The organism is Streptomyces sp. MNU76, assembly GCF_020982545.1.
Taxonomy (GTDB): Bacteria; Actinomycetota; Actinomycetes; order Streptomycetales; family Streptomycetaceae; genus Streptomyces.
The window spans coordinates 589,833-609,139 of the sequence record NZ_JAJKLK010000003.1 but is presented as its reverse complement, the minus strand read 5'-3'; the positions used below and the strand labels follow the sequence as shown (position 1 = coordinate 609,139).

Sequence of the window (19,307 nt, the reverse complement as noted above, 5' to 3'; positions counted from 1 at the left end):
CGCGCGACCCGGCGCCCGCCAGTCCACCCCCCTCACCACTTCCGCCACTTCCGCCGAGGAGAGCCCATGAGCATCGCCTTCGTCAACGGCCGCCGGTACGTCACCGGAGTCGGCACCCGGCCCGGCGGGGTGGCCGTGCGGGACGGGCGCATCATCGCCGTCGGGCCCGACAGCGACGTCCTCGAGGCGGCGGGCCCGGCCGCCGAGATCGTCGATGTCGGCGGCGGCCTGATCAGCCCCGCCTTCGGTGACTCGCACATGCACCCGACCATGGGGGGACTGCAGCTCGGGCAGTGCCACCTGGACCACTGCACGTCCGCCGAGGAGTGCCTGGACGTGATCGCCGCCTACGCCGCGGACCACCCGGACGAACCCTGGATCCTCGGCGGCGGATGGTCCATGGCGCATTTCCCGAGAGGCACCCCCCACCGGAGTCTCCTCGACCGCGTCGTTCCCGACCGGCCCGTGTTCCTGCGCAACCGTGACCACCACGGCGCCTGGGCCAACTCCCGCGCTCTCGCACTCGCCGGCGTCGACGCGACCACGGCCGACCCTGCGGACGGCCGCATCGAACGGGACCCCGACGGCGGCCCCGCGGGAACGCTGCACGAGGGCGCGGTACAGCTGGTTGCCAGGGTGGCACCGGCGCCCACCCGCCGTGCGCTGGTCGAAGGGCTGCTGCGTGGCCAGGAACACTGTCTGGCCCAGGGGATCACCCAGTGGCAGGACGCACTGCTGCGTGTGCTGGGCCCCGGGCTCGACGCGATGGACGTCTACCTGGACGTGCTGGCCGACGGCGCTCTGAAGGCGCGGGTCAACGGCGCCCTGTGGTGGGACCGCGACCGCGGCACCGGCCAGATCACCGACCTCGTCGCCCGCCGGGAACGCGCGCGGGGCCATGACAGCCCGGGCAACGGCGTCCGGGGCCATGACGACCTCTTCCGGGCCGACGCGGTCAAGATCATGATCGACGGGGTCACGGAGAGCTTCACAGCCTCGCTGAGCCGGCCGTACCGGGACCGCTGTGGGCATGACACCGGCAACCATGGAATCAGTTTCATCGACCGCGACGTGCTGCGGGAGGTCGTCGCGACGGTGGACGCGCACGGCTTCCAGGCGCACTTCCACGCCATCGGGGACCAGGCGGTGACGGACGCGCTGGACGCGGTCGCCCACGCCCGGCAGGTCAACGGCGACTCGGGCCTGCGCCACCACGTGGCCCATCTTCAGATCGTGCGGCCCGAGGACGTGCCGCGGTTCGCCCGGCTCGGGGCGGTCGCCAACATCCAGCCTCTCTGGGCGCGTCACGATCCCCAGATGACGGAGCTGACCATCCCGTTCCTGAACCCCTCCCTGGCGGACCGGCAGTACCCGTTCCTGGACCTGCACCGCGCCGGCGCCGTACTGGCGGGCGGCAGCGACTGGCCGGTCACCAGCGCCAGTCCGCTGGAAGGCATGCACGTCGCCGTCAACCGCACGGCCGAGCACGCCCCGCCCGACACCGAGCCGTTCCTCCCACACCAGCGCCTCCCGCTGGTCGTGGCGTGGGACGCCTACACCCACGGTGTCGCCCACCTCAACGGCCGCGAACGGCAGACGGGACGGCTCGAACCCGGATACCTGGCCGATCTGGTGCTCCTCGACCGTGACCCCTTCCTGGGCTCACGGCACGAGATCGCGGAGACGGCGGTCGTCGGCACCTGGATCGGTGGCCGACAGGTGTACGGGCACCGCTGACGCCGACGCCCCGCCGCGGGGCGCCGCGTCTCTCCGTCTCGTCTCTCCGTCTCGTCATTACGCGTCGTCATTCCGCGTCGCAGAATCAGCGCCCTTCCCGCCGGAATACATGGCCGAAAAGCACCTATCGTGCAGCAACCGTTCCCAGGTCAACCAAGAGGAGGAGCTTTGGCCATCGTCGAACACAGCCTGCCCCGCTCCGCCGGCCGACAGTGGACCGGAGTGCTCGTGGCGGCGGCGGGACGTCTCGCCCAGATGGCACTCACGCTCCTCGTGGCGAGCTTCCTGATCTTCACCGCACTGCAACTCGCGCCGGGCGACCCGGTCGAGATCATGCTGGGTGCCAAGGCCGGCGACCCGGAGGCCGTCCAGCGCCTGAACGCACAGTTCCACTTCGACCGGCCACTGCTCGTCCAGTACGGGCACTGGCTCACCGGTCTTCTCCACGGCGACCTCGGCACCTCCTTCACCCTCCGGGAGAACGTCTCGTCGCTGATCGCCGCGCGGATCCCCACCACCGCCCTGCTGGTGGCCTACGGAGGTGTCCTGGTCCTGGTGTTCGGCTTCGTGGTGGGGCTCGTAGCGGCCCGCGCGGGCCGGGCAGCCGACACCGGGATCTCCGTCCTGCTCTCCGTGGCCCTGGCAACTCCGACCTATGTGATCGCGATCCTCCTGATCACGGTCTTCTCGCTCTACCTCGACTGGTTTCCCGTCTTCGGCAGCGGAGACGGCCTGCTCGGACGCCTGCACCACCTGACCCTGCCCGCCGTGACGCTAGCGCTGTCGAGCAGCGCCGCGATCGCCCGGGTGACGCGGGCCGCCGTCAAGGAGGAGGAGCAGCGGGACCACGTGACCACCGCCGTCGCGCGCGGACTCGACCCGGGCACCGTTCTGCGCCGACACGTCGTCCGCAACGCGCTGCTGCCGATCACGACCATCGCGGGCATCGTCGCCGCCGGTCTCATCGCCGGCACGGTGATCGTCGAGAACGCCTTCGGCCTCGACGGGGTGGGCTCCCTGCTGATCCAGGCCATCACACGGAAGGACTATGCCGTCGTGCAGAGCACGAGCATCCTGGTCATCGCGGCGTTCCTCCTGGTGAACGCCCTCGTCGACGTCCTGTACGGGCTCATCGACCCGCGCACGCGTACGGGTGACACCCGGTGAGCGCCCTCGTGACGGCCCGGCTCCGGCTCCGGCGCGGCTCCGGGGTCGCGACGACGGTGGCGATCCGGTGTTTCGGCGCGTTCGCCGTGCTGCTGGTGCTGCTCGCCGTGTGCGCCCCGCTGATCGCCCCGCAGGATCCGAACAGCGGAGACGTCCTGTCCGTACTGCAGGCTCCGTCGTCGGAGCACTGGCTCGGCACCGACGCATCCGGCCGTGACCTGTTCTCACGCCTGGTGTCCGGCTCACGGACCGCGCTGCTCGGCCCGCTCGTGGTGGTCCTGGTCGCCACGTCGATGGGCACGGCCCTCGGTGTCCTCGCCGCCTGGCAGCGCGGCTGGGTCGACTCCCTGGTCGGCCGGCTCTTCGACCTGGTGTTCTCCTTCCCGTCGATGCTGCTGGCGCTGCTGTTCGTCACGGTCGTGTCCCCGGGTCTGTTCTCGGCCGCTCTCGCGGTCTCCATCTCCTTCGTCCCGGCCATCGGACGGCTGGTCCGCGCCAGCGCGCTGCGCGAGGTGAACGAGCCGTACGTACAGGCTCTGTACACCCAGGGATTCGGACCGGTCAGGCTGTGCGTCCGGCACGTCCTGCCCAATCTGTGGCCGGTGATCGTCGCCCAGGTGACCATGTCCTTCGGCTACGCGATGGTCGAGCTGGCCGGCATCTCGTTCCTCGGTCTCGGTGTGCAGGACCCGACCGCCGACTGGGGCAAGATGATCAACACGGGACAGAGCAGCATCGTCCGTGGCTTCCCCCAGGAATCCCTGTACGCGGGGATCGCCCTGGTCCTGGCCGTCGTGTGCTTCATCAGTCTCGGTGACCTCCTGTCCGGGCGCCGCGAAGGGGGCCGACGATGACACCGCTGCTCGAAGTGGACGGCCTTCGCCTCGCCCTCGGCGGCCCCGGCCGCCCGGAACAGGAGCTTCTGCACGGCGTCTCGTTCACCGTGGGTGCCGGGGAAACGGTCGGGATCGTCGGCGAGTCGGGCTCCGGCAAGACGCTGACGATCCGGGCGGTCGCCGCACTGCACCCGCCGAGCGCGAGGATCGACGGCGACATCCGGTTCGACGGGCGGTCCGTCCCCGCGATGTCCCCTCGGGAGCTGACGCGACTGCGCCGTGACCACGTCGCCATGGTGTTCCAGGACCCGCACGCGGCGATCAACCCGGTCCACCGCATCGGCGACCTCCTCACCGAGACCTACCGGAGGGAAGGCCGCGAACAACGCCGGGACGCGACCGCCCGCGCCCAGGAGCTGCTCCACCAGGTGCGCATCAAGGATCCTGCGCGGATCCTCGGCTGTTTCCCGCACGAACTCTCCGGCGGCATGCTGCAGCGGGTGATGATCGCCGCCGCCCTCATGCGCGATCCGCGCCTGCTGCTCGCGGACGAGCCCACGACCGCACTCGACGTCACCACGCAGGCCGAGGTCGTCGCCCTGATCGCCGAACTGCGGCGCGAACGCGGCACGTCGTTGGTCTTCATCACGCACGACATCGAACTCGTCGGGGCCCTCTGCGATCGGATCCTGGTGATGTACAGGGGCCGGATCGTGGAGGAGCTGACGTCGGCACAACTGCACGACGGCAAGATCTCACACCCGTACACCGAGGCGTTGCTCGCCTGCCGCCCGGACATCACACGGCGCCGGCACCGGCTGCCGGCGGTCCCGGCCGACGCGTTCGAGGAAGGCTGGGCCGCCCAGTGATCAGCCAGGAGTCACAGCAGTCACCTGAAGCACCAGGACGTCCGGGGTCGGTCGCCGACCCGGGGGACGCGACCGCTCCCGTCGTACGGGTTCGGGATCTTCACAAGACCTTCCAGCCCCGTGGGCTGCTGAAGGGCGGAGCCCCGGTCGTGGCGGTGGACGGCGTCTCCTTCGCCCTGCCGGCCGGTTCGACGCTCGCCGTCGTCGGTGAGTCGGGCTCCGGCAAGACCACCCTGGCCAGAATGATCATGGGGATCGAGACACCGACGAGCGGGTCCGTCGAGTTCTTCGGCAAGACGCGGCCCCGGCGGCTGCGGACCCGCGACCGGCGGGCCCACGCCCGGGTGATCCAGATGGTCTTCCAGAACCCCTACCGCTCCCTCGATCCCCGGCAGAGCGTGGGCGCCGCCGTCGACGAGGTCCTGCGCCTCCACTTCGACCTCGGCCGCCCGGACACCAGAGCCCGCACGGCCGAGCTGTTCGACCTGGTACGGCTGAGCCCCACCCTGCTCGACGCCCTGCCCCGCGAACTGTCGGGCGGCCAGCGGCAGCGCGTGTGCATCGCCCGAGCCCTCGCCACGAACCCCCGCGCGATCGTCCTGGACGAGGCCGTCGCCGCGCTCGACGTGCTCGTCCAGGCGCAGGTCCTCAACCTGCTGGCAGACGTCCAGGAGGAGACGGACGTCAGCTATCTGTTCGTGACCCACGATCTGGCGGTCGTGCGGCAGGTGGCCGACGACGTGCTGGTCATGCGATCCGGCCGCGTGGTGGAGCAGGGGCGTGCCGAGGAGGTTCTGGACCACCCGGAACACCCCTACACCCGCCTCCTGCGCGACTCCGTTCCCCGGCCGGGCTGGAAGCCCACCCGCCGCCCCACTGACGACAGCCCCGCGATGCCGGTCTGACGCCACCAGGCCCGACCGTCGACCCGCCCTCCGCCGACGCCCCGGCGTCCTCGCACGCTCCGCTGTCGTGTCCCGTACGGTTCCGGCGATGTCCGTCGCCGCGCCGGGCGTGCCTTCGCGGACGCCACCGCCCCTCTTCCTCCGGACACATCTTCCACACCGCAGAATCGCCCCGTTCGTCACCCGTGACCATGAACGCGGGGTGGCTGAATATGACGCCTCGGCGACCACATCCGGGCCGGCGAACCCGCCCCCCCATCGCCGGTCCGACCTCCTCGAAGGGATCTTCCATGTCGCTGTCGTTCCCTCCCTCTCTCCGTGCCCGCCCACGCACACCGTCACGGCGGTGGCGGACCGTTCAGGTCACGGCTGTGACGGCCTGCCTCGCCCTCGCCACCGCCTGCGGCGGCGGGCCCGCTCCCGCCGGGAAGAAAGCGCCCGCCGTCAAGGACTGGGCCACCACTACCCCCCAGGCCACCGGCAACCTCGACAGCGTGAACTGGAACCTCATCCTCGAGCCCACCACGCTGGACCCCCAGCAGGCGGACAACTACGGGGTCAACGACGTCCTCGCCAACATGTGCGAGAGCCTGCAGACGCTGAACCCCGACTTCTCGATCAGTGACGGCCTCGCGTCACTGAAGGTCGAGAACGGCGGAAAGCGGCTCGTGTACGCGATCGACGCCAAGGCCCGCTTCTGGGACGGGCAACCGGTCACGGGCGCCGACGCCGCCTTCAGCCTGACCCGTGCCTGGCACCCGCCAGCCCAGCAGGCACCCCGCTACGACCATTACTTCAAGGCCGTCACCGCCGTCAGGGCGACCGGGCCGCGCGAGGTCACCGTCGATCTGAAGCACCCCGATCTCCTCTTCCAGAAGATGATGGCGACGTTCGCCGGCTCCGTGGTCCAGGCTCGGTACTCCAAGGCCCATCCCGACTACGGGAAGCCGACCGTTCCGCCGATGTGCTCCGGGCCGTACACGTTCAAGTCCTGGAAGACGGGCTCCGCGCTGACGCTGGAGCGCAACGAGAAGTACTGGCGCGGCGTCACGGCCAAGACCCGTCAGGTGAAGTTCAGCTTCCTGCAGGGCGACAGCTCACAGACCCGGGCGCTCACCGGCGGCGCGATCCAGGGCATGTACCAGCCCCCGACCTCCGCCCTCAGCACGCTCGGCAGCCACGGCAAGGTGTACTACGGCAAGTCCTTGCTCTCGTTCTACCTGGTCCCCACGGCGAAGACCGGCCCGCTGCAGGACCCGCGCATCCGCAAGGCCCTGTTCCTGGCACTGAACCGGACGGCGGTCGCCCGTACCGCCTTCGGCGGCGGCGCGGTCGCCTCCCGCAGCCTGCTCCCCGCCGACGTGTACGGGCCGGTCGAAGCGACCAGGAGCGAGGGCACCGGAGGCAGCCCCGACGAGATCGCCCAGGCCAAGAAGCTCGTGAAGGAAGCGGGGTCCCCCAAGGAGAAGATCGTCCTCGCCGGAGCTCCCGCCATCAGCGACACCCTCACCCAGACCCTGCAGGCCCTCGCCGAGGCAGGGCAGAAGATCGGCCTCGACACGACCTACAAGCCCGTGGCCCTCGGGCAGTTCTACGACCTGTTCTCCGGTCCGAAGGGCTGGAAGAGCACCGGTGCCGACGCCTTCGGCTCGCAGTGGAGCCTCCCCGTCGCCGACCCGCAGGCGCTGTACTCGGTGTGGGGCAGTCCGGAGGACTCGTCGAACTACTCGCAGTTCACGGACAGCGCGGCGAGCGAGCTGATCCGGCGGGCTGCCGCGGAAGGGAACACCGGCAGGCGCGAGGCACTGCTCGGCCAGGCCGACGAGCGGCTGTTCGACCGGCTGCCCTGGATACCCGTGGTGGACGTGGCCAACGTCCTGTACCTGAGCGACAGTGTGACGGGGCCGCCGGCCTCCTTCGTGAACTGGTACTCCCCCTGGGCGCAGCAACTCGGGTCGACCAAGTGACGCAGGTGTGACGCGCTGCCCGGAACCCGCGAAGTGACCGTCCGCGCGGTGTGGGGCCGGTGAGAGAACGGGGGAAGCGGTCGTGGGTGACAAGGCACCTGACGCCTTGTCACCCACGACCGCTTCCGGTGCCGCCGTCCGATCCCCGCATGTCGGGTGCGAGCCGGCTCCTCGGCGTCACCACCGACCACCGCCGGACCCGTCGCATTGACACACCCGCCGCGGGGCGATGTACGGCGTGGCCGACCGCGGCGGGTTGCCCGACTATGGGTGGGTCACGGGATGAAGCCGTAGTCCAACTGCGCGATGAGTTTGGTCTTGTCGCCCTTCAGGGACACCAGGAGGGTGCGGGCCAGGGTGCCGCCGAAGCGGGTCCCGCCGTCGGCGGTCGGAACCGTGTCGATGAAGCTCTCCACCAGCCCGTTGGGCATCACGTAGTGCGAGTACTGCTGCGTCGGGGCGTCCTCCGGGTTGCCCAGGACCAGTGCGCTGCCGTTGAGCGGCCTGTAGTCGCTGCGCAGGGACGATCCGACGAAGCCGTAGAGGCCGTCCCAGCCGCTCAGCCCCGGCGCGAACGTGAACTTGTGGCTGATGGTGAACAGGTAGTACTTGCCGTTGCGGATGACGAGGTGGGGTCGTTCGGTCTGCTGGTTCACGCAGTTGGCCGAGAGCAGCGGGGGTCGCAGCCGCCAGTTGTCCATGCTTCCGCTGTCAGCCGTTGCCAGACCGATGTTGCCCGTGTAGTACTTCGCGTCCTCCGGCACCTCGTGGCCGGCCGGGACGTCACCTATGTCGCGCTCGGTGCACCGGTACGTGCCGGCGACACCGGCGGTGTTGCCCTCGAACAGGAGGTGGATCTTGCGGTCCCGGGGGTCCCGGAAGACGAACGGGTCACGGAAGGCGTAGATGATCGGGCCCGCCTGGGACTGTTGCAAGGTCTGGTACAGCTTGCCGTCGGCCTCGGCGATGACGCGGTGGTCCTGGAAGCCGCTGAACCACACGCGCTTCCTGTCCGCGTGGATCTTGCCGGTCGCCTGCGCCAGACGCTGCAGTGCGTCGTTGGGGTCGACACCGCCGTTGTCGCGCCCGGAAGCGGTGTAGAAGGAGTACACCTTGTCGCCGACGAGCGCCGTCGAGCCGGCCCACTCACGTGAGCCGAACGAGGTGCCGGGCTGGAACAGATCACCGCCGTACTTCCAGCTCTTGGCGTCACGCGAGTAGAAGTAGCCGATCTTCGCGTACCAGTGCCGGTCACCGAACGGCACCGAGCGCGGAGCCGTCAGCGAGAAGATGACGTGCCAGCCCTTATAGGTGGCGGTCCGGGTGTTGAGCTTGGTGAGCGGCCAGGTGTCCCACACCCACACCTTGTCGGTCATCACCGGGAAGTCCGGCGACACGCGGGGGGCGGTGTTGGTCTTGTCCTGCCGGAGCTTCAATGCGTCCGCGCGGGACCAGACGGCGAAGTAGTCGTCGTCCGCGCTGTACTGCCGCGTTCCCGTCTGCGACGAGGCCGGCCCGTCCGCGGAAGCCGGCGTCGCCACACCTCCCAGCACCGCGAGGGCCATCAAGCCCGTGGCCAGCCGGATCAGCACTCTGCGTGATCTGCGCATGCGTCGTCCTTCCGAAGCGGGTGATCGAATGGAACCGCACTGGAAGCGATTCCGTTTCGCGGTTACCCCCCTTCTCGCCTGACACGCCATCAACTTCCGTTACTGCAAATCAACTTCTCGGTGCAGGGAGTTGTGAGGATGTCTCACGTGGTGATGTCGTGAGGCGCGGGATCGCCTGTATCTCGGCGGGGTCCTGATCGAGTGCATGCAGAAGGTCGACCAGGTTCACCAGGTCCACCTCGACGTCCGCGGCGACGCCGTCACCCCTGACGGGCGGCTTCGGCCTGAGCCGGGACGGAAGCCGGGGCAGCGCCCGGGATGGAGATCTCTCCTCCCCGGGCGCTGTCTGGTTCGGGCGGGATGTGAGGGTGAGGCGCATGACCGCCGACCCACCTGCGTCGCGTCGGGGCGATCACTTGTCCGCCGCGAGGTGTTTGAGCGCGATGTTGAGTTCGAGGACGTTGACCCGGGGCTCGCCGATGAAGCCGAGGGTGCGGCCCTGGGTGTGCTCGTCGACCAGCCTCCGCACCTGGGCGACGGTCAGGCTGTTCCGCTCGGCGACGCGGTGGACCTGGAGATCGGCGTAGGCCGGGGAGATGTCCGGGTCGAGACCGGAGCCGGAGGAGGTGACCGCGTCCGCGGGGACCTCGGACGGCCTGACGGTGTAGCCGGGCACCGAGTTGTCCTTGACTACCTTCGCCTTGGCGTCCTCGACCTGCTTGATGAGGTCCTTGTTGTCCGCGGACAGGTTGGTGGCGCCGGACAGGATCAGCTTGTAGCGGGTGTTGAGCGAGTTCTCACCCAGTCCGTTCGCCGGGCGGGGCTGGAAGTAGTCCAGGCTGTATCCCTGTTGGCCTATCAGTGAAGACCCGACGACCTTGCCGTCGTACGTCACCTCGGAGCCGTTCGCCTTGGTGGGGAAGAGCGCCTGCGCCACACCTGTGACGGCCAGCGGATAGACGATGCCGGTGAGCACGGTCAGCACGAGCAGTGCCCGCAGGCCCGCGATCAGCAACCGGGCAGTGTTCGCAAAGGAGTTGTTCATGTCCTTCACCCGATCCCGGGGATCAGAGAGATGAGCAGGTCGACGAGCTTGATGCCGATGAACGGCGCGACGAGCCCGCCGAGGCCGTAGACGGTCAGGTTGCGGCGGAGCAGTCTGTCCGCGCTGACCGGCCGGTACCGCACGCCCTTCAGGGACAGCGGGACCAGCGCGATGATGATCAGCGCGTTGAAGACGACCGCCGAGAGGATCGCGGAGTCCGGCGAGGACAGGCCCATGATGTTGAGCTTGTCCAGGCCCGGGTAGACGGCCGCGAACAGCGCCGGGATGATCGCGAAGTACTTCGCCACGTCGTTGGCGATGGAGAAGGTCGTCAACGCACCCCTGGTGATCAGCAGTTGCTTGCCGATCTCGACGATCTCGATGAGCTTGGTCGGATTGGAGTCGAGGTCCACCATGTTCCCGGCCTCCTTGGCGGCGGAGGTCCCGGTGTTCATGGCCACGCCGACGTCCGCCTGGGCGAGGGCCGGGGCGTCGTTGGTGCCGTCGCCGGTCATCGCGACGAGCTTGCCGCCGGCCTGCTCACGCTTGATGAGGGCCATCTTGTCCTCGGGGGTGGCCTCGGCGAGGAAGTCGTCGACGCCCGCCTCCTCGGCGATCGCACGGGCGGTCAGCGGGTTGTCGCCCGTGATCATGACCGTCTTGATGCCCATGCGCCGCAGCTCCTCGAAGCGTTCGCGCATGCCCTCCTTGACCACGTCCTTGAGGTGGATGACGCCCAGCACCCGTGCCCCGTCGCTGTCCTCGACGGCCACCAGCAGCGGCGTGCCGCCGGCCTCGGAGATCCGGTCGGCCAGCGTGCCGGCGTCCTCCGAGACCGTGCCGCCCTGCTCGCGCACCCAGGCGATGACCGATCCGGCGGCGCCCTTGCGGATCTTGCGCCCGTCGACGTCCACGCCCGACATCCGGGTCTGGGCGCTGAAGGCGATCCACTCGGCACCGGCCAGCTCGCCCTGACTCCGCTCGCGCAGCCCGTACTCGGTCTTCGCCAGGACGACGACGGAGCGGCCCTCCGGGGTCTCGTCGGCCAGTGAGGAGAGCTGGGCCGCGTCGGCGAGGTCGGTCTCGGTGGTGCCGGGGACGGGCACGAACTCCGCCGCCTGCCGGTTGCCGAGGGTGATGGTGCCGGTCTTGTCGAGCAGCAGGGTGGAGACGTCACCGGCGGCCTCGACCGCCCGGCCGGACATCGCCAGGACGTTGCGCTGCACGAGCCGGTCCATGCCCGCGATACCGATGGCGGACAGGAGCGCGCCGATGGTGGTCGGGATGAGGCACACCAGCAGGGCGACCAGCACGACCATCGTGAGGTGGGTGCCCGCGTGGTCCGCGAACGGCGGCAGGGTCGCCACCGCCAGCAGGAACACGATCGTCAGCGAGGCCAGCAGGATGTTGAGCGCGATCTCGTTGGGGGTCTTCTTCCGGGCCGCGCCCTCGACCAGGGCGATCATCCGGTCGATGAAGGTCTCGCCCGGCTTGGTGGTGATCCTGACGACGATCCGGTCGGAGAGGACCTTGGTGCCGCCGGTGACGGCGCACCGGTCGCCGCCGGACTCCCGGATGACGGGCGCGGACTCGCCGGTGATCGCCGATTCGTCCACCGAGGCGACACCCTCGACGACGTCACCGTCGCCGGGGATGATGTCGCCGGCCTCGCACACGACCAGGTCGCCGATCCTCAACTCGGTTCCGGGTACCCGCTCTTCGGCACCGTCGGCACCGCCCTCGGTGAGCCTCCGGGCCACGGTGTCGGTCTTGGCCTTGCGGAGGGTGTCGGCCTGCGCCTTGCCCCGGCCCTCGGCGACGGCCTCGGCGAGGTTGGCGAAGACGACGGTCAGCCACAGCCAGGCGCTGATGGTCCAGCCGAACCAGTCGCCCGGATCCTTGACGGAGAAGACCGTGGTCAGCACGGAGCCGATCCAGACCACGAACATCACGGGCGACTTGACCATCACCCGGGGGTCGAGCTTGCGGAAGGCGTCCGGCAGCGACCTGAGCAGCTGCTTCGGGTCGAACAGGCCCGCGTCGACCCGTCCTTCGTCCTTGTGACCGGTCGGCACATCACGGTGCGGCGCCCGGTTCGGGGTGGCTGTGGACATCGAGTCCTCGTGCTTCTCTGTGCGGGTGGTCATGACGCCAGCCCCTCGGCCAGCGGCCCGAGCGCGAGGGCCGGGAAGTAGGTCAGACCGGTGATGATCAGGATCGCGCCCACCAACAGACCGGTGAACAGCGGCTTCTCGGTGCGCAGCGTGCCCGCCGTGGCCGGGACCGGCCGCTGCTCGCCGAGGGACCCGGCCAGCGCGAGCACGAACACCATCGGCAGGAAACGGCCGAGCAGCATCGCGAGTCCGGTCATGGTGTTGTACCAGTCGGTGTTGGCGTTCAACCCGGCGAAGGCCGAGCCGTTGTTGTTGGCGGCGGACGTGAAGGCGTACAGCACCTCGGAGAAGCCGTGCGCTCCGGGGTTCAGCATGGAGTTCGGCGGGGTCGGCAGGGCCATGGAGACGGCGGTGAGGACCAGCACCAGGGCCGGTGTGATGAGGATGTAGCAGGCGGCGAACTTGATCTCGCGGGTGCCGATCTTCTTGCCCAGGTACTCGGGGGTGCGGCCGACCATCAGCCCGGCGATGAACACCGCGATGATCGCCATGATCAGCATGCCGTAGAGGCCGGAGCCGGTGCCGCCGGGCGCGATCTCGCCCAACTGCATGCCGAGCAGGGTGAGGCCGCCGCCGAGTCCGGTGAAGGAGGAGTGGAAGGAGTCCACCGCGCCGGTCGAGGTCAGCGTCGTCGACACGGCGAAGATCGACGAGGCGCCGACCCCGAAGCGCTGCTCCTTGCCCTCCATCGCCCCGCCCGCGATCTGCAACGCGGGGCCGTGGTGGGCGAACTCGGTCCACATCATGAGGGCGACGAAGCCGACCCAGATGGTGGCCATGGTGGCGAGGATCGCGTACCCCTGCCGCACGCTGCCGACCATCACACCGAAGGTGCGGGTCAGGGAGAACGGGATGACGAGCAGCAGGAAGATCTCGAAGAGGTTGGTGAACGGCGTCGGATTCTCGAACGGGTGGGCGGAGTTGGCGTTGAAGATGCCGCCGCCGTTCGTGCCGATCTCCTTGATGGCCTCCGTCGAGGCGACCGCGCCGCCTTTCCACTGCTGGGAGCCGCCCATGCTGTGCCCATGGAAGAACTGGCCGACCTCGTGGATGCCGGAGAAGTTCTGGATCGCCCCGCACGCCACCAGCACGATCGCGGCGACCACGGACAGCGGCACCAGGACCCGGACGGTGCCGCGCACCATGTCCGTCCAGAAGTTGCCCAGTTCACCGGTCCGGGACCGTGAGAACCCGCGTACGAGAGCGACGGCCACCGCGATGCCGACGGCCGCGGAGACGAAGTTCTGCACCGCCAGCCCGGCGACCTGGACCACATGTCCCATGGTCTGTTCGCCGTAGTACGACTGCCAGTTGGTGTTGGTCACGAACGACACGGCCGTGTTGAACGACTGCGCCGGGTCGACCGAGGCGAAGCCGAGCGAGCCGGGCAGGACGCCCTGGATCCGCTGGAGCAGATAGAGGAAGAGCACACCGACCACGGAGAAGGCCAGGACTCCGCGCAGATACGCTGGCCAGCGCATCTCGGTGTCGGGGTCGGCACCGATGCACCGGTAGATCCACTTCTCGACGCGCCAGTGTCGGTCGGAGGAGTAGACCCTGGCCATGTAGGTGCCGAGGGGGATGTGGGCGAGAGCCAGCGCGCCGATCAGGGCGAGCAACTGGAGGACGCCCGCGAGTACAGGCCCCATGCCCCCCGCTGCGGCAGCAGCTGATGTCACTGTCAGAACCTCTCCGGGAAGATCAGGGCGAGGACGAGATAGCCCAGCAGGGAGACGGCCACGATCAGGCCGACGGCATGCTCGACGCTCACAGCCGGGTCACCCCCTTGGCCACCAGAGCCACCAGCGCGAACACCGCGACCGTGACGACGACGAAGGCCACATCGGCCATCGCGAACTCCTAGGAGAGGGTAGGAACAGGATCGGACGACTAAGAGGAAAGCCCCTCTTCGGCCGCAGAGTCCGCCCGTTGACGGGTCCCTTACGGGCAGGTCGCCGGCTTTGACGGAACCCATACGGCCCGGTCCGCGCCAGATCTGTTCGGCGCTCTCGCGCGTCGTGAGCGAGTGCAGCGTTCACATGCATCTCATTGCAATGCCTCTGCGGCCGTCGTTGCATTTAGCACGAAGCCCACTGCAACGAAATCACCAGCTTCACCTGCAATGAGAGCGTCATGTCGCAACAACTATGTTGCTAGATCTACGAACGCAACGTAGCTTTTCCTTCATCGGAAACTTCGATTCACAGGAGAGCATGATGCAGAAGTTCGAGACCCCCGCCCCCATCTCCGCCGTCCTGGACATCCCTGCCGGGCGCGTGCGGTTCGTCGCCACCGACGGCGGCGGCACCACCGTCGAGGTCCTGCCCGCCGACCCGTCCAAGGGGCGCGACGTCAAGACCGCCGAGCGCACCACCGTCTCGTACGCCGACGGTGTCCTGCACGTCATCACCGCTGCCCCCGACAGCAAGCTGGTCGGCTTCTCAGGGGCCCTGGATGCCACCGTCCACCTGCCCGTCGGCTCGCACGTCGAGGCCAGGTCCGAGAGCGCCGAGTTGCGGACCGAGGGACGCCTCGGTGACGTCGCCTTCACGGGCGCGTACCGCCGGATCAAGGTCGACGAGGTCGCGAGCCTCTGCCTCACCGCGATCGACGGCGACGTCGAGGTCGGCCGGCTGGGCGGCCCCGCGGACATCAGCACGCAGCGGGGCTCCATCCTGATCGCCGAGGCCGTGCGCGGCAAGGTCGTGCTGCTCACCCAGTCCGGGGACATCACGGTCGGCGCCCCCGCCGACGTCTCGGCCGCCCTGGACGCCGGCACCGAGTACGGCCGCGTCAGCAACGCCCTCCGCAACGACGGCACCGCCGAGCTCGACATCCGCGCCACCACGATGCAGGGCGACATCACCGCCCGCAGCCTCTGAGCAGCACCGGCTGAGGGCGGCACGAAGGCACGGAGGCACGGAGGCGCGAAGGCGCGAAGGCGCGAAGGCGCGAAGGTCTTGACGGACCTTCGACGCCTTCGGAGCACGCTTCCCATGGGCCCGGACGTCGCTCTCTGCTTACGCTGGGGGTGCCGTCCGCGTGATGGCTTTTCCCGTACGGAGCCATGCGCCGGGAGCACGCCGATGGCCGCCACCGAACGCCCTCAACGGCGCCTGCACACCTGGATGCTGGAGGGTCTGTCCGACATGGGCAAGGGCGACGGCCACGCCGGACCGCCCGCCCGGCCGGAGCCCGCGCGCCGGGGGCAGCCCTGGTGGCGGGTGATGCGCCTGACGGGCGTCGACTATGTCTCCACTCCCGGTTACCAGCCCGGCATCGCCGCGCCGGCGGCCGGTCTGCTCTCCCCCATCGCGACCATCGTGCTGGTCGTCGTCACCCTCGCGGGAGCCCTCCCGTGTACCGGCGGGTGGCGGAGGAGAGTCCCCGGGGCGTGGGCTCCATCGCGATGCCGGAACGCCTGCTGACGTTCTGGAAGGGCAAGCTCTTCGTCCTCACCCTCCTGGGCTCGCCGGCCTGTGGCACGTCGTCACCGAGGGCCAGGTCGTCACCGACTGGTCGACCGCGCTGACCGCCGAGCCCCTTCGCCGACTTCCTCCGCTTCTTCCTCTTCGGCCAGGGCGAGGTCGTCCCTGTCACCCGGGAGGTCCTGCGCGAGGCGGAACACGACCGCGCACGCCGCCGCGCGTACATGCTGACTGACGGCCCACCCGGCCGCACGACGGAACGGGGCCCTCTGGTCGAGGGCCCCGTTCCGTCGTGCGGCCGGGTGGGCCGGGCCGTCCGGCTCAAGCCGCGACCCTCTCCGTCGAGTCCGCCTGCCCTGCCGGGCACCCCGCGTCCGTGCGGCCCGCCCGGGCCGCCCGGGCCACCCTGCCGGTCGGCTGTACCGTGCGGCGGCGACGGACCGGCATGCCCACCGTCGGGTTGGCGACACTCCAGGCCGCGCCCTTGCAGATGAACTCCTTGTAGACGGCGGCGAGGCGGCCGGTGAGGGCCTTCGGGACGGCCCGGTCGTCCGCGGTGACGAACTGGATCAGGCCCTCCTTGCGGCCGAGCGAGACACACTGCTGGTAGTAGCGGATCCCGATCTTCGGGAGCTTTCCGCCGGTCAGGCGGGCCGCGATGGTGTCGGCGGCCTGCCACGAGGTGGGAACACCGGAGGCGCACGACATCCGCAGCGGCTTGTCGCCGGGGCCCATCACCAAGGCCGCGTCACCGATGGCGTACACCTCGGGGTGCGAGACCGAACGCATGGTCCCGTCGACCACGATCTGGCCGGTGCCGGAGACCTCCAGGGTGCTGGCCTCGGCGATCGGGTGGACGGCGAAGCCGGTGGCCCAGACGGTGACCGCGGCCGGGACGGCCGTCCCATCGGTCAGGACGCGGTCGGCTTCGACGGCGGTGACGGCGGTGTGCTCGTGCACGGTGATGCCGAGCCCGGCGAAGACCTTCCGCAGATGCCCTCGCCCCTTGTCGGAGAGCCAGTCGCCGAAGCCGCCGCGGGCCACGAGGGCTACATCCAGGTCGGGGCGGGCCTCGGCGATCTCGGTGGCGGCCTCCACGCCGGTGAGCCCGCCGCCGACGATCACCACGGGCTGTCCCGCGTCCAGCCGGGCCAGCCGCTCGCGCAGCCGGAGCGCGCCGGGCCGGCTGGAGATCTCGTGGGCGTGCTCGGCGGTACCGGGGACGCCCTGAGGGTTCCAGCCGCTGCCGAGGGCGTAGACGAGGGTGTCGTATTCCAGTTCCTGCCGCGCGGCGCCCTGCGCGTCGACCACGGTGACGGTCCTGCGGTCGGCGTCGATACCGGCGACCTCGGCGAGCTTCACCTCGACGCCGGTGCCCTCGAACATCTCGTCGAAGGGGCGGGGCTTGAGCTCCTGGCCGACCGCGAGCTGGTGCATCCGGACGCGCTCGACGAAGTCGGGCTCGGCGTTGACGAGGGTGATCGCGACGTCCGCGCGGTGCAGCCGCTTGGCGAGGCGACCGGCGGCGGAGGCTCCGGTGTAGCCGGCTCCGAGGACGATGATGCGGTGCTGCTGCATTTCCTGCTCCTGTCTGCGCGGGTCAATGCTTGCCGTTGCTCGGTCTCGCCCCTTGAACCGGGCAGCCCGCGTTTTCCTGACAGAAAGGGAATGTGAAGCAGGTCACACCCGCCGTGGGGGCTCAGGACGACGCGGGCGGGCAGGCGCGCAGAGGCTCAGAACGCGTGGAACAGCGGCTCTCCGTGGTCGGTGGCCGCCCACACCTCGGTCGCGCGCTCCAGCTTGTCGGGGTTGACCTGACTGCGGAACGCGACGATGCCCTCCGTACCGATCTCCAGACAGATGACCCCGACGACGCGGCCCTCGACGACCGCGAGGACCGCGGGGCCGCCGTTGGCCGTCGAGATGTGGATCTCGGGCGAGCCGCCGACCAGGGACCGCTTCTGCGGGGCCGGCTTGAACAGGCCCCGCATGAACTTCGCGACCGCGAGGGCGCCCTCGAACGCCCTGGCGCGGGCCGGGACCTTTCCGCCGCCGTCGCCGACCGCGATGGCGTCCGAGGTCAGCAGCGCCACCAGCGGTTCGGTCTTCCCGCTGGTGGCCGCCGCGAGGAACTCCTCGACGATCCGCCGGGCCGCCGCCTCGTCGATCTCCGTACGGGTCTTGCCCGCCGCCACGTGCTTCTTCGCGCGGTGGAAGATCTGCTGGCTGGCCGCCTCGCTGATGTCGAGGATCTCGGCGATCTCCCGGTGCGGGTAGTCGAAGGCCTCCTTCAGCACGTAGACCGCCCGCTCGTTGGGGGTGAGGCGCTCCAGCAGGGTCAGGACTGCGTACGAGACGGACTCGCGCTGCTCGACGGTGTCGGCGGGACCGAGCATCGGGTCGCCGGCGAGCAGCGGCTCGGGCAGCCACTGGCCCACGTAGCTCTCCCGGCGTGCGCGGGCCGAGGTGAGCTGGTTGAGGCACAGGTTGGTGAGCACCTTCGTCAGCCAGGCCTCGGGCACCTCGACCCGGTCGACGTCGGCCGCCTGCCAGCGCAGGAACGTCTCCTGCACGGCGTCCTCCGCCTCGCCCGCCGAGCCGAGGAGGCGGTAGGCGATCGCCTCCAGACGGGGCCTCGTCGCCTCGAACCGATCCACGTCGTGCGTCGTCAGCGCCATGCTTCGGATCCTAGAGGGTGCCGCCGACGACCGTGATCGATTGGGAGCGAACGGAGGGATGGGAGGGTTCCGCGCGAGCGGAGTGGTCGAGGGGCCGCGAGGCCGCGAGGCCGACCGGCTTGGCGACCGGACTGTCGGCGACTTGCTGGCCGACGGCTGCTGGCCGACGGCCGAAGACTGCTGGCAGGCCGCCTGCCGCCTGCCGCCTGCCGCCTGCCGCCTGCCGCCTGCCGCCTGCCGCCTGCCGCCTGGGAATCGTGCACCGCGTATCGACGTTCTCGCAGCATGGGTGACGCATCCCAGCACCGTCCCGACGACCCCGGCCCGTCCACCTCCTCGGCCACCCGCGCACGCCTCGCGGCCGCCCGTGCCGAGACCCTCGCTCGCGCGGCCGCGCTGAGCCGCGACTTCGACGGGATCGTCGCGGCGAACGCCCTGGTCGCGGTGGACGACGAGCACGACCCCGAGGGAGGCACCACCGCCTTCGAGCGGGCCCATGTGGCCTCCCTGATGGCGCAGGCCCGCGAGCATCTGGCGGAGCTGGACCGGGCCCTGGAGCGCCTCGAACGTGGAGAGTACGGGCGGTGCGAGAACTGCGGGACGACGATTCCGCCCGAGCGTCTGGAGATCCGCCCGGCGGCGACCACATGCGTCCGCTGCGCCGGTTCCGACCCCCGTCGGCCACCGCGCACCGCGTGACGCCTGACGCCTGACACCGGCTCGTGCCGATCCCCCCACAGGCCACCCCGGTGGGGGGCGGAGCCGGCACGGCAACCCGGACAGGCCCTCCGGTCACTCTCCTTCGTCGCGAGGAGTGCCACGAGTACGGCGTGCGCGGTCAGGACGTACTGGACAGGCCAGCCCAGCCGGGAGGCGCCCGCCGTCAGCAGC

The 19,307-nt window shown here is 70.0% G+C and carries 15 protein-coding genes and 1 pseudogene; 9 read left to right on the top strand and 7 right to left on the bottom strand.

Going from position 1 to position 19,307, the window contains the following annotated elements; all coding sequences use genetic code 11:
* Nucleotides 1–66 precede the first annotated feature (66 nt).
* The 6 genes from E4N62_RS09010 to E4N62_RS08985 all read left to right on the top strand — a co-directional run bounded on the left by E4N62_RS09010 (nt 67) and on the right by E4N62_RS08985 (nt 7,481).
* Complete coding sequence (locus tag E4N62_RS09010) at nt 67–1,737, top strand: amidohydrolase (protein WP_230213411.1); 1,671 nt, start codon at nt 67–69, stop codon at nt 1,735–1,737.
* 168 nt (nt 1,738–1,905) lie between these two features.
* Complete coding sequence (locus E4N62_RS09005) at nt 1,906–2,904, top strand: ABC transporter permease (protein WP_230213410.1); 999 nt, start codon at nt 1,906–1,908, stop codon at nt 2,902–2,904.
* Entirely contained in the window at nt 2,901–3,758 is an 858-nt protein-coding gene (locus tag E4N62_RS09000; RefSeq protein WP_230213409.1) for an ABC transporter permease, read from the top strand. The genes E4N62_RS09005 and E4N62_RS09000 overlap by 4 nt, the downstream gene beginning before the upstream one ends.
* Nucleotides 3,755–4,609 carry an ABC transporter ATP-binding protein gene (locus E4N62_RS08995; RefSeq protein ID WP_230213408.1) on the top strand — a complete coding sequence of 285 codons (855 nt, stop codon included), beginning with the start codon at nt 3,755–3,757 and terminating at the stop codon, nt 4,607–4,609. The genes E4N62_RS09000 and E4N62_RS08995 overlap by 4 nt, the downstream gene beginning before the upstream one ends.
* On the top strand, nt 4,606–5,514 hold the full coding sequence (locus E4N62_RS08990) for an ABC transporter ATP-binding protein (RefSeq protein WP_374116958.1): 909 nt from the start codon (nt 4,606–4,608) through the stop codon (nt 5,512–5,514). Before E4N62_RS08995 ends, E4N62_RS08990 begins: the two co-directional genes overlap by 4 nt.
* Before the next feature lie 371 nt (nt 5,515–5,885).
* Nucleotides 5,886–7,481 (top strand): ABC transporter substrate-binding protein, encoded by a 1,596-nt coding sequence (locus E4N62_RS08985; RefSeq protein WP_230213407.1) that lies wholly within the window; start codon nt 5,886–5,888, stop codon nt 7,479–7,481.
* A gap of 275 nt (nt 7,482–7,756) precedes the next feature.
* Here the strand turns inward: E4N62_RS08985 and E4N62_RS08980 are convergent, their stop codons facing one another.
* From E4N62_RS08980 to kdpF, 5 genes are all read right to left on the bottom strand, one after another.
* Nucleotides 7,757–9,091 carry a glycoside hydrolase family 68 protein gene (locus tag E4N62_RS08980; RefSeq protein ID WP_230213406.1) on the bottom strand — a complete coding sequence of 445 codons (1,335 nt, stop codon included), beginning with the start codon at nt 9,089–9,091 and terminating at the stop codon, nt 7,757–7,759.
* 412 nt (nt 9,092–9,503) lie between these two features.
* Nucleotides 9,504–10,136, bottom strand: coding sequence for a potassium-transporting ATPase subunit C (locus E4N62_RS08975; RefSeq protein ID WP_230213405.1), 633 nt, complete (start codon nt 10,134–10,136; stop codon nt 9,504–9,506).
* 5 nt (nt 10,137–10,141) lie between these two features.
* Complete coding sequence (kdpB, locus tag E4N62_RS08970) at nt 10,142–12,283, bottom strand: potassium-transporting ATPase subunit KdpB (RefSeq protein WP_230213404.1); 2,142 nt, start codon at nt 12,281–12,283, stop codon at nt 10,142–10,144.
* Nucleotides 12,280–13,959, bottom strand: coding sequence for a potassium-transporting ATPase subunit KdpA (gene kdpA, locus E4N62_RS08965; protein WP_230213403.1), 1,680 nt, complete (start codon nt 13,957–13,959; stop codon nt 12,280–12,282). Before kdpA ends, kdpB begins: the two co-directional genes overlap by 4 nt.
* Before the next feature lie 32 nt (nt 13,960–13,991).
* On the bottom strand, nt 13,992–14,081 hold the full coding sequence (kdpF, locus tag E4N62_RS08960; RefSeq protein ID WP_230213402.1) for a K(+)-transporting ATPase subunit F: 90 nt from the start codon (nt 14,079–14,081) through the stop codon (nt 13,992–13,994).
* 445 nt (nt 14,082–14,526) lie between these two features.
* On the opposite strand from kdpF, the gene E4N62_RS08955 reads away from it, so the two are divergent.
* Nucleotides 14,527–15,192 (top strand): DUF4097 family beta strand repeat-containing protein, encoded by a 666-nt coding sequence (locus tag E4N62_RS08955; RefSeq protein WP_230214071.1) that lies wholly within the window; start codon nt 14,527–14,529, stop codon nt 15,190–15,192.
* A gap of 204 nt (nt 15,193–15,396) precedes the next feature.
* Nucleotides 15,397–15,788, top strand: a pseudogene (locus E4N62_RS08950) (amino acid transporter); the annotation flags it as partial.
* A gap of 271 nt (nt 15,789–16,059) precedes the next feature.
* Here the strand turns inward: E4N62_RS08950 and E4N62_RS08945 are convergent.
* Together E4N62_RS08945 and E4N62_RS08940 are read right to left on the bottom strand one after the other, a co-directional pair.
* Nucleotides 16,060–17,316: an NAD(P)/FAD-dependent oxidoreductase gene (locus tag E4N62_RS08945; protein WP_230213401.1), complete on the bottom strand. Its 1,257-nt coding sequence runs from the start codon at nt 17,314–17,316 to the stop codon at nt 16,060–16,062.
* 155 nt (nt 17,317–17,471) lie between these two features.
* Nucleotides 17,472–18,416, bottom strand: coding sequence for an RNA polymerase sigma-70 factor (locus tag E4N62_RS08940; RefSeq protein WP_230213400.1), 945 nt, complete (start codon nt 18,414–18,416; stop codon nt 17,472–17,474).
* 285 nt (nt 18,417–18,701) lie between these two features.
* On the opposite strand from E4N62_RS08940, the gene E4N62_RS08935 reads away from it, so the two are divergent.
* Entirely contained in the window at nt 18,702–19,115 is a 414-nt protein-coding gene (locus tag E4N62_RS08935; protein ID WP_230213399.1) for a TraR/DksA C4-type zinc finger protein, read from the top strand.
* The last annotated feature ends 192 nt before the right edge of the window (nt 19,116–19,307 follow it).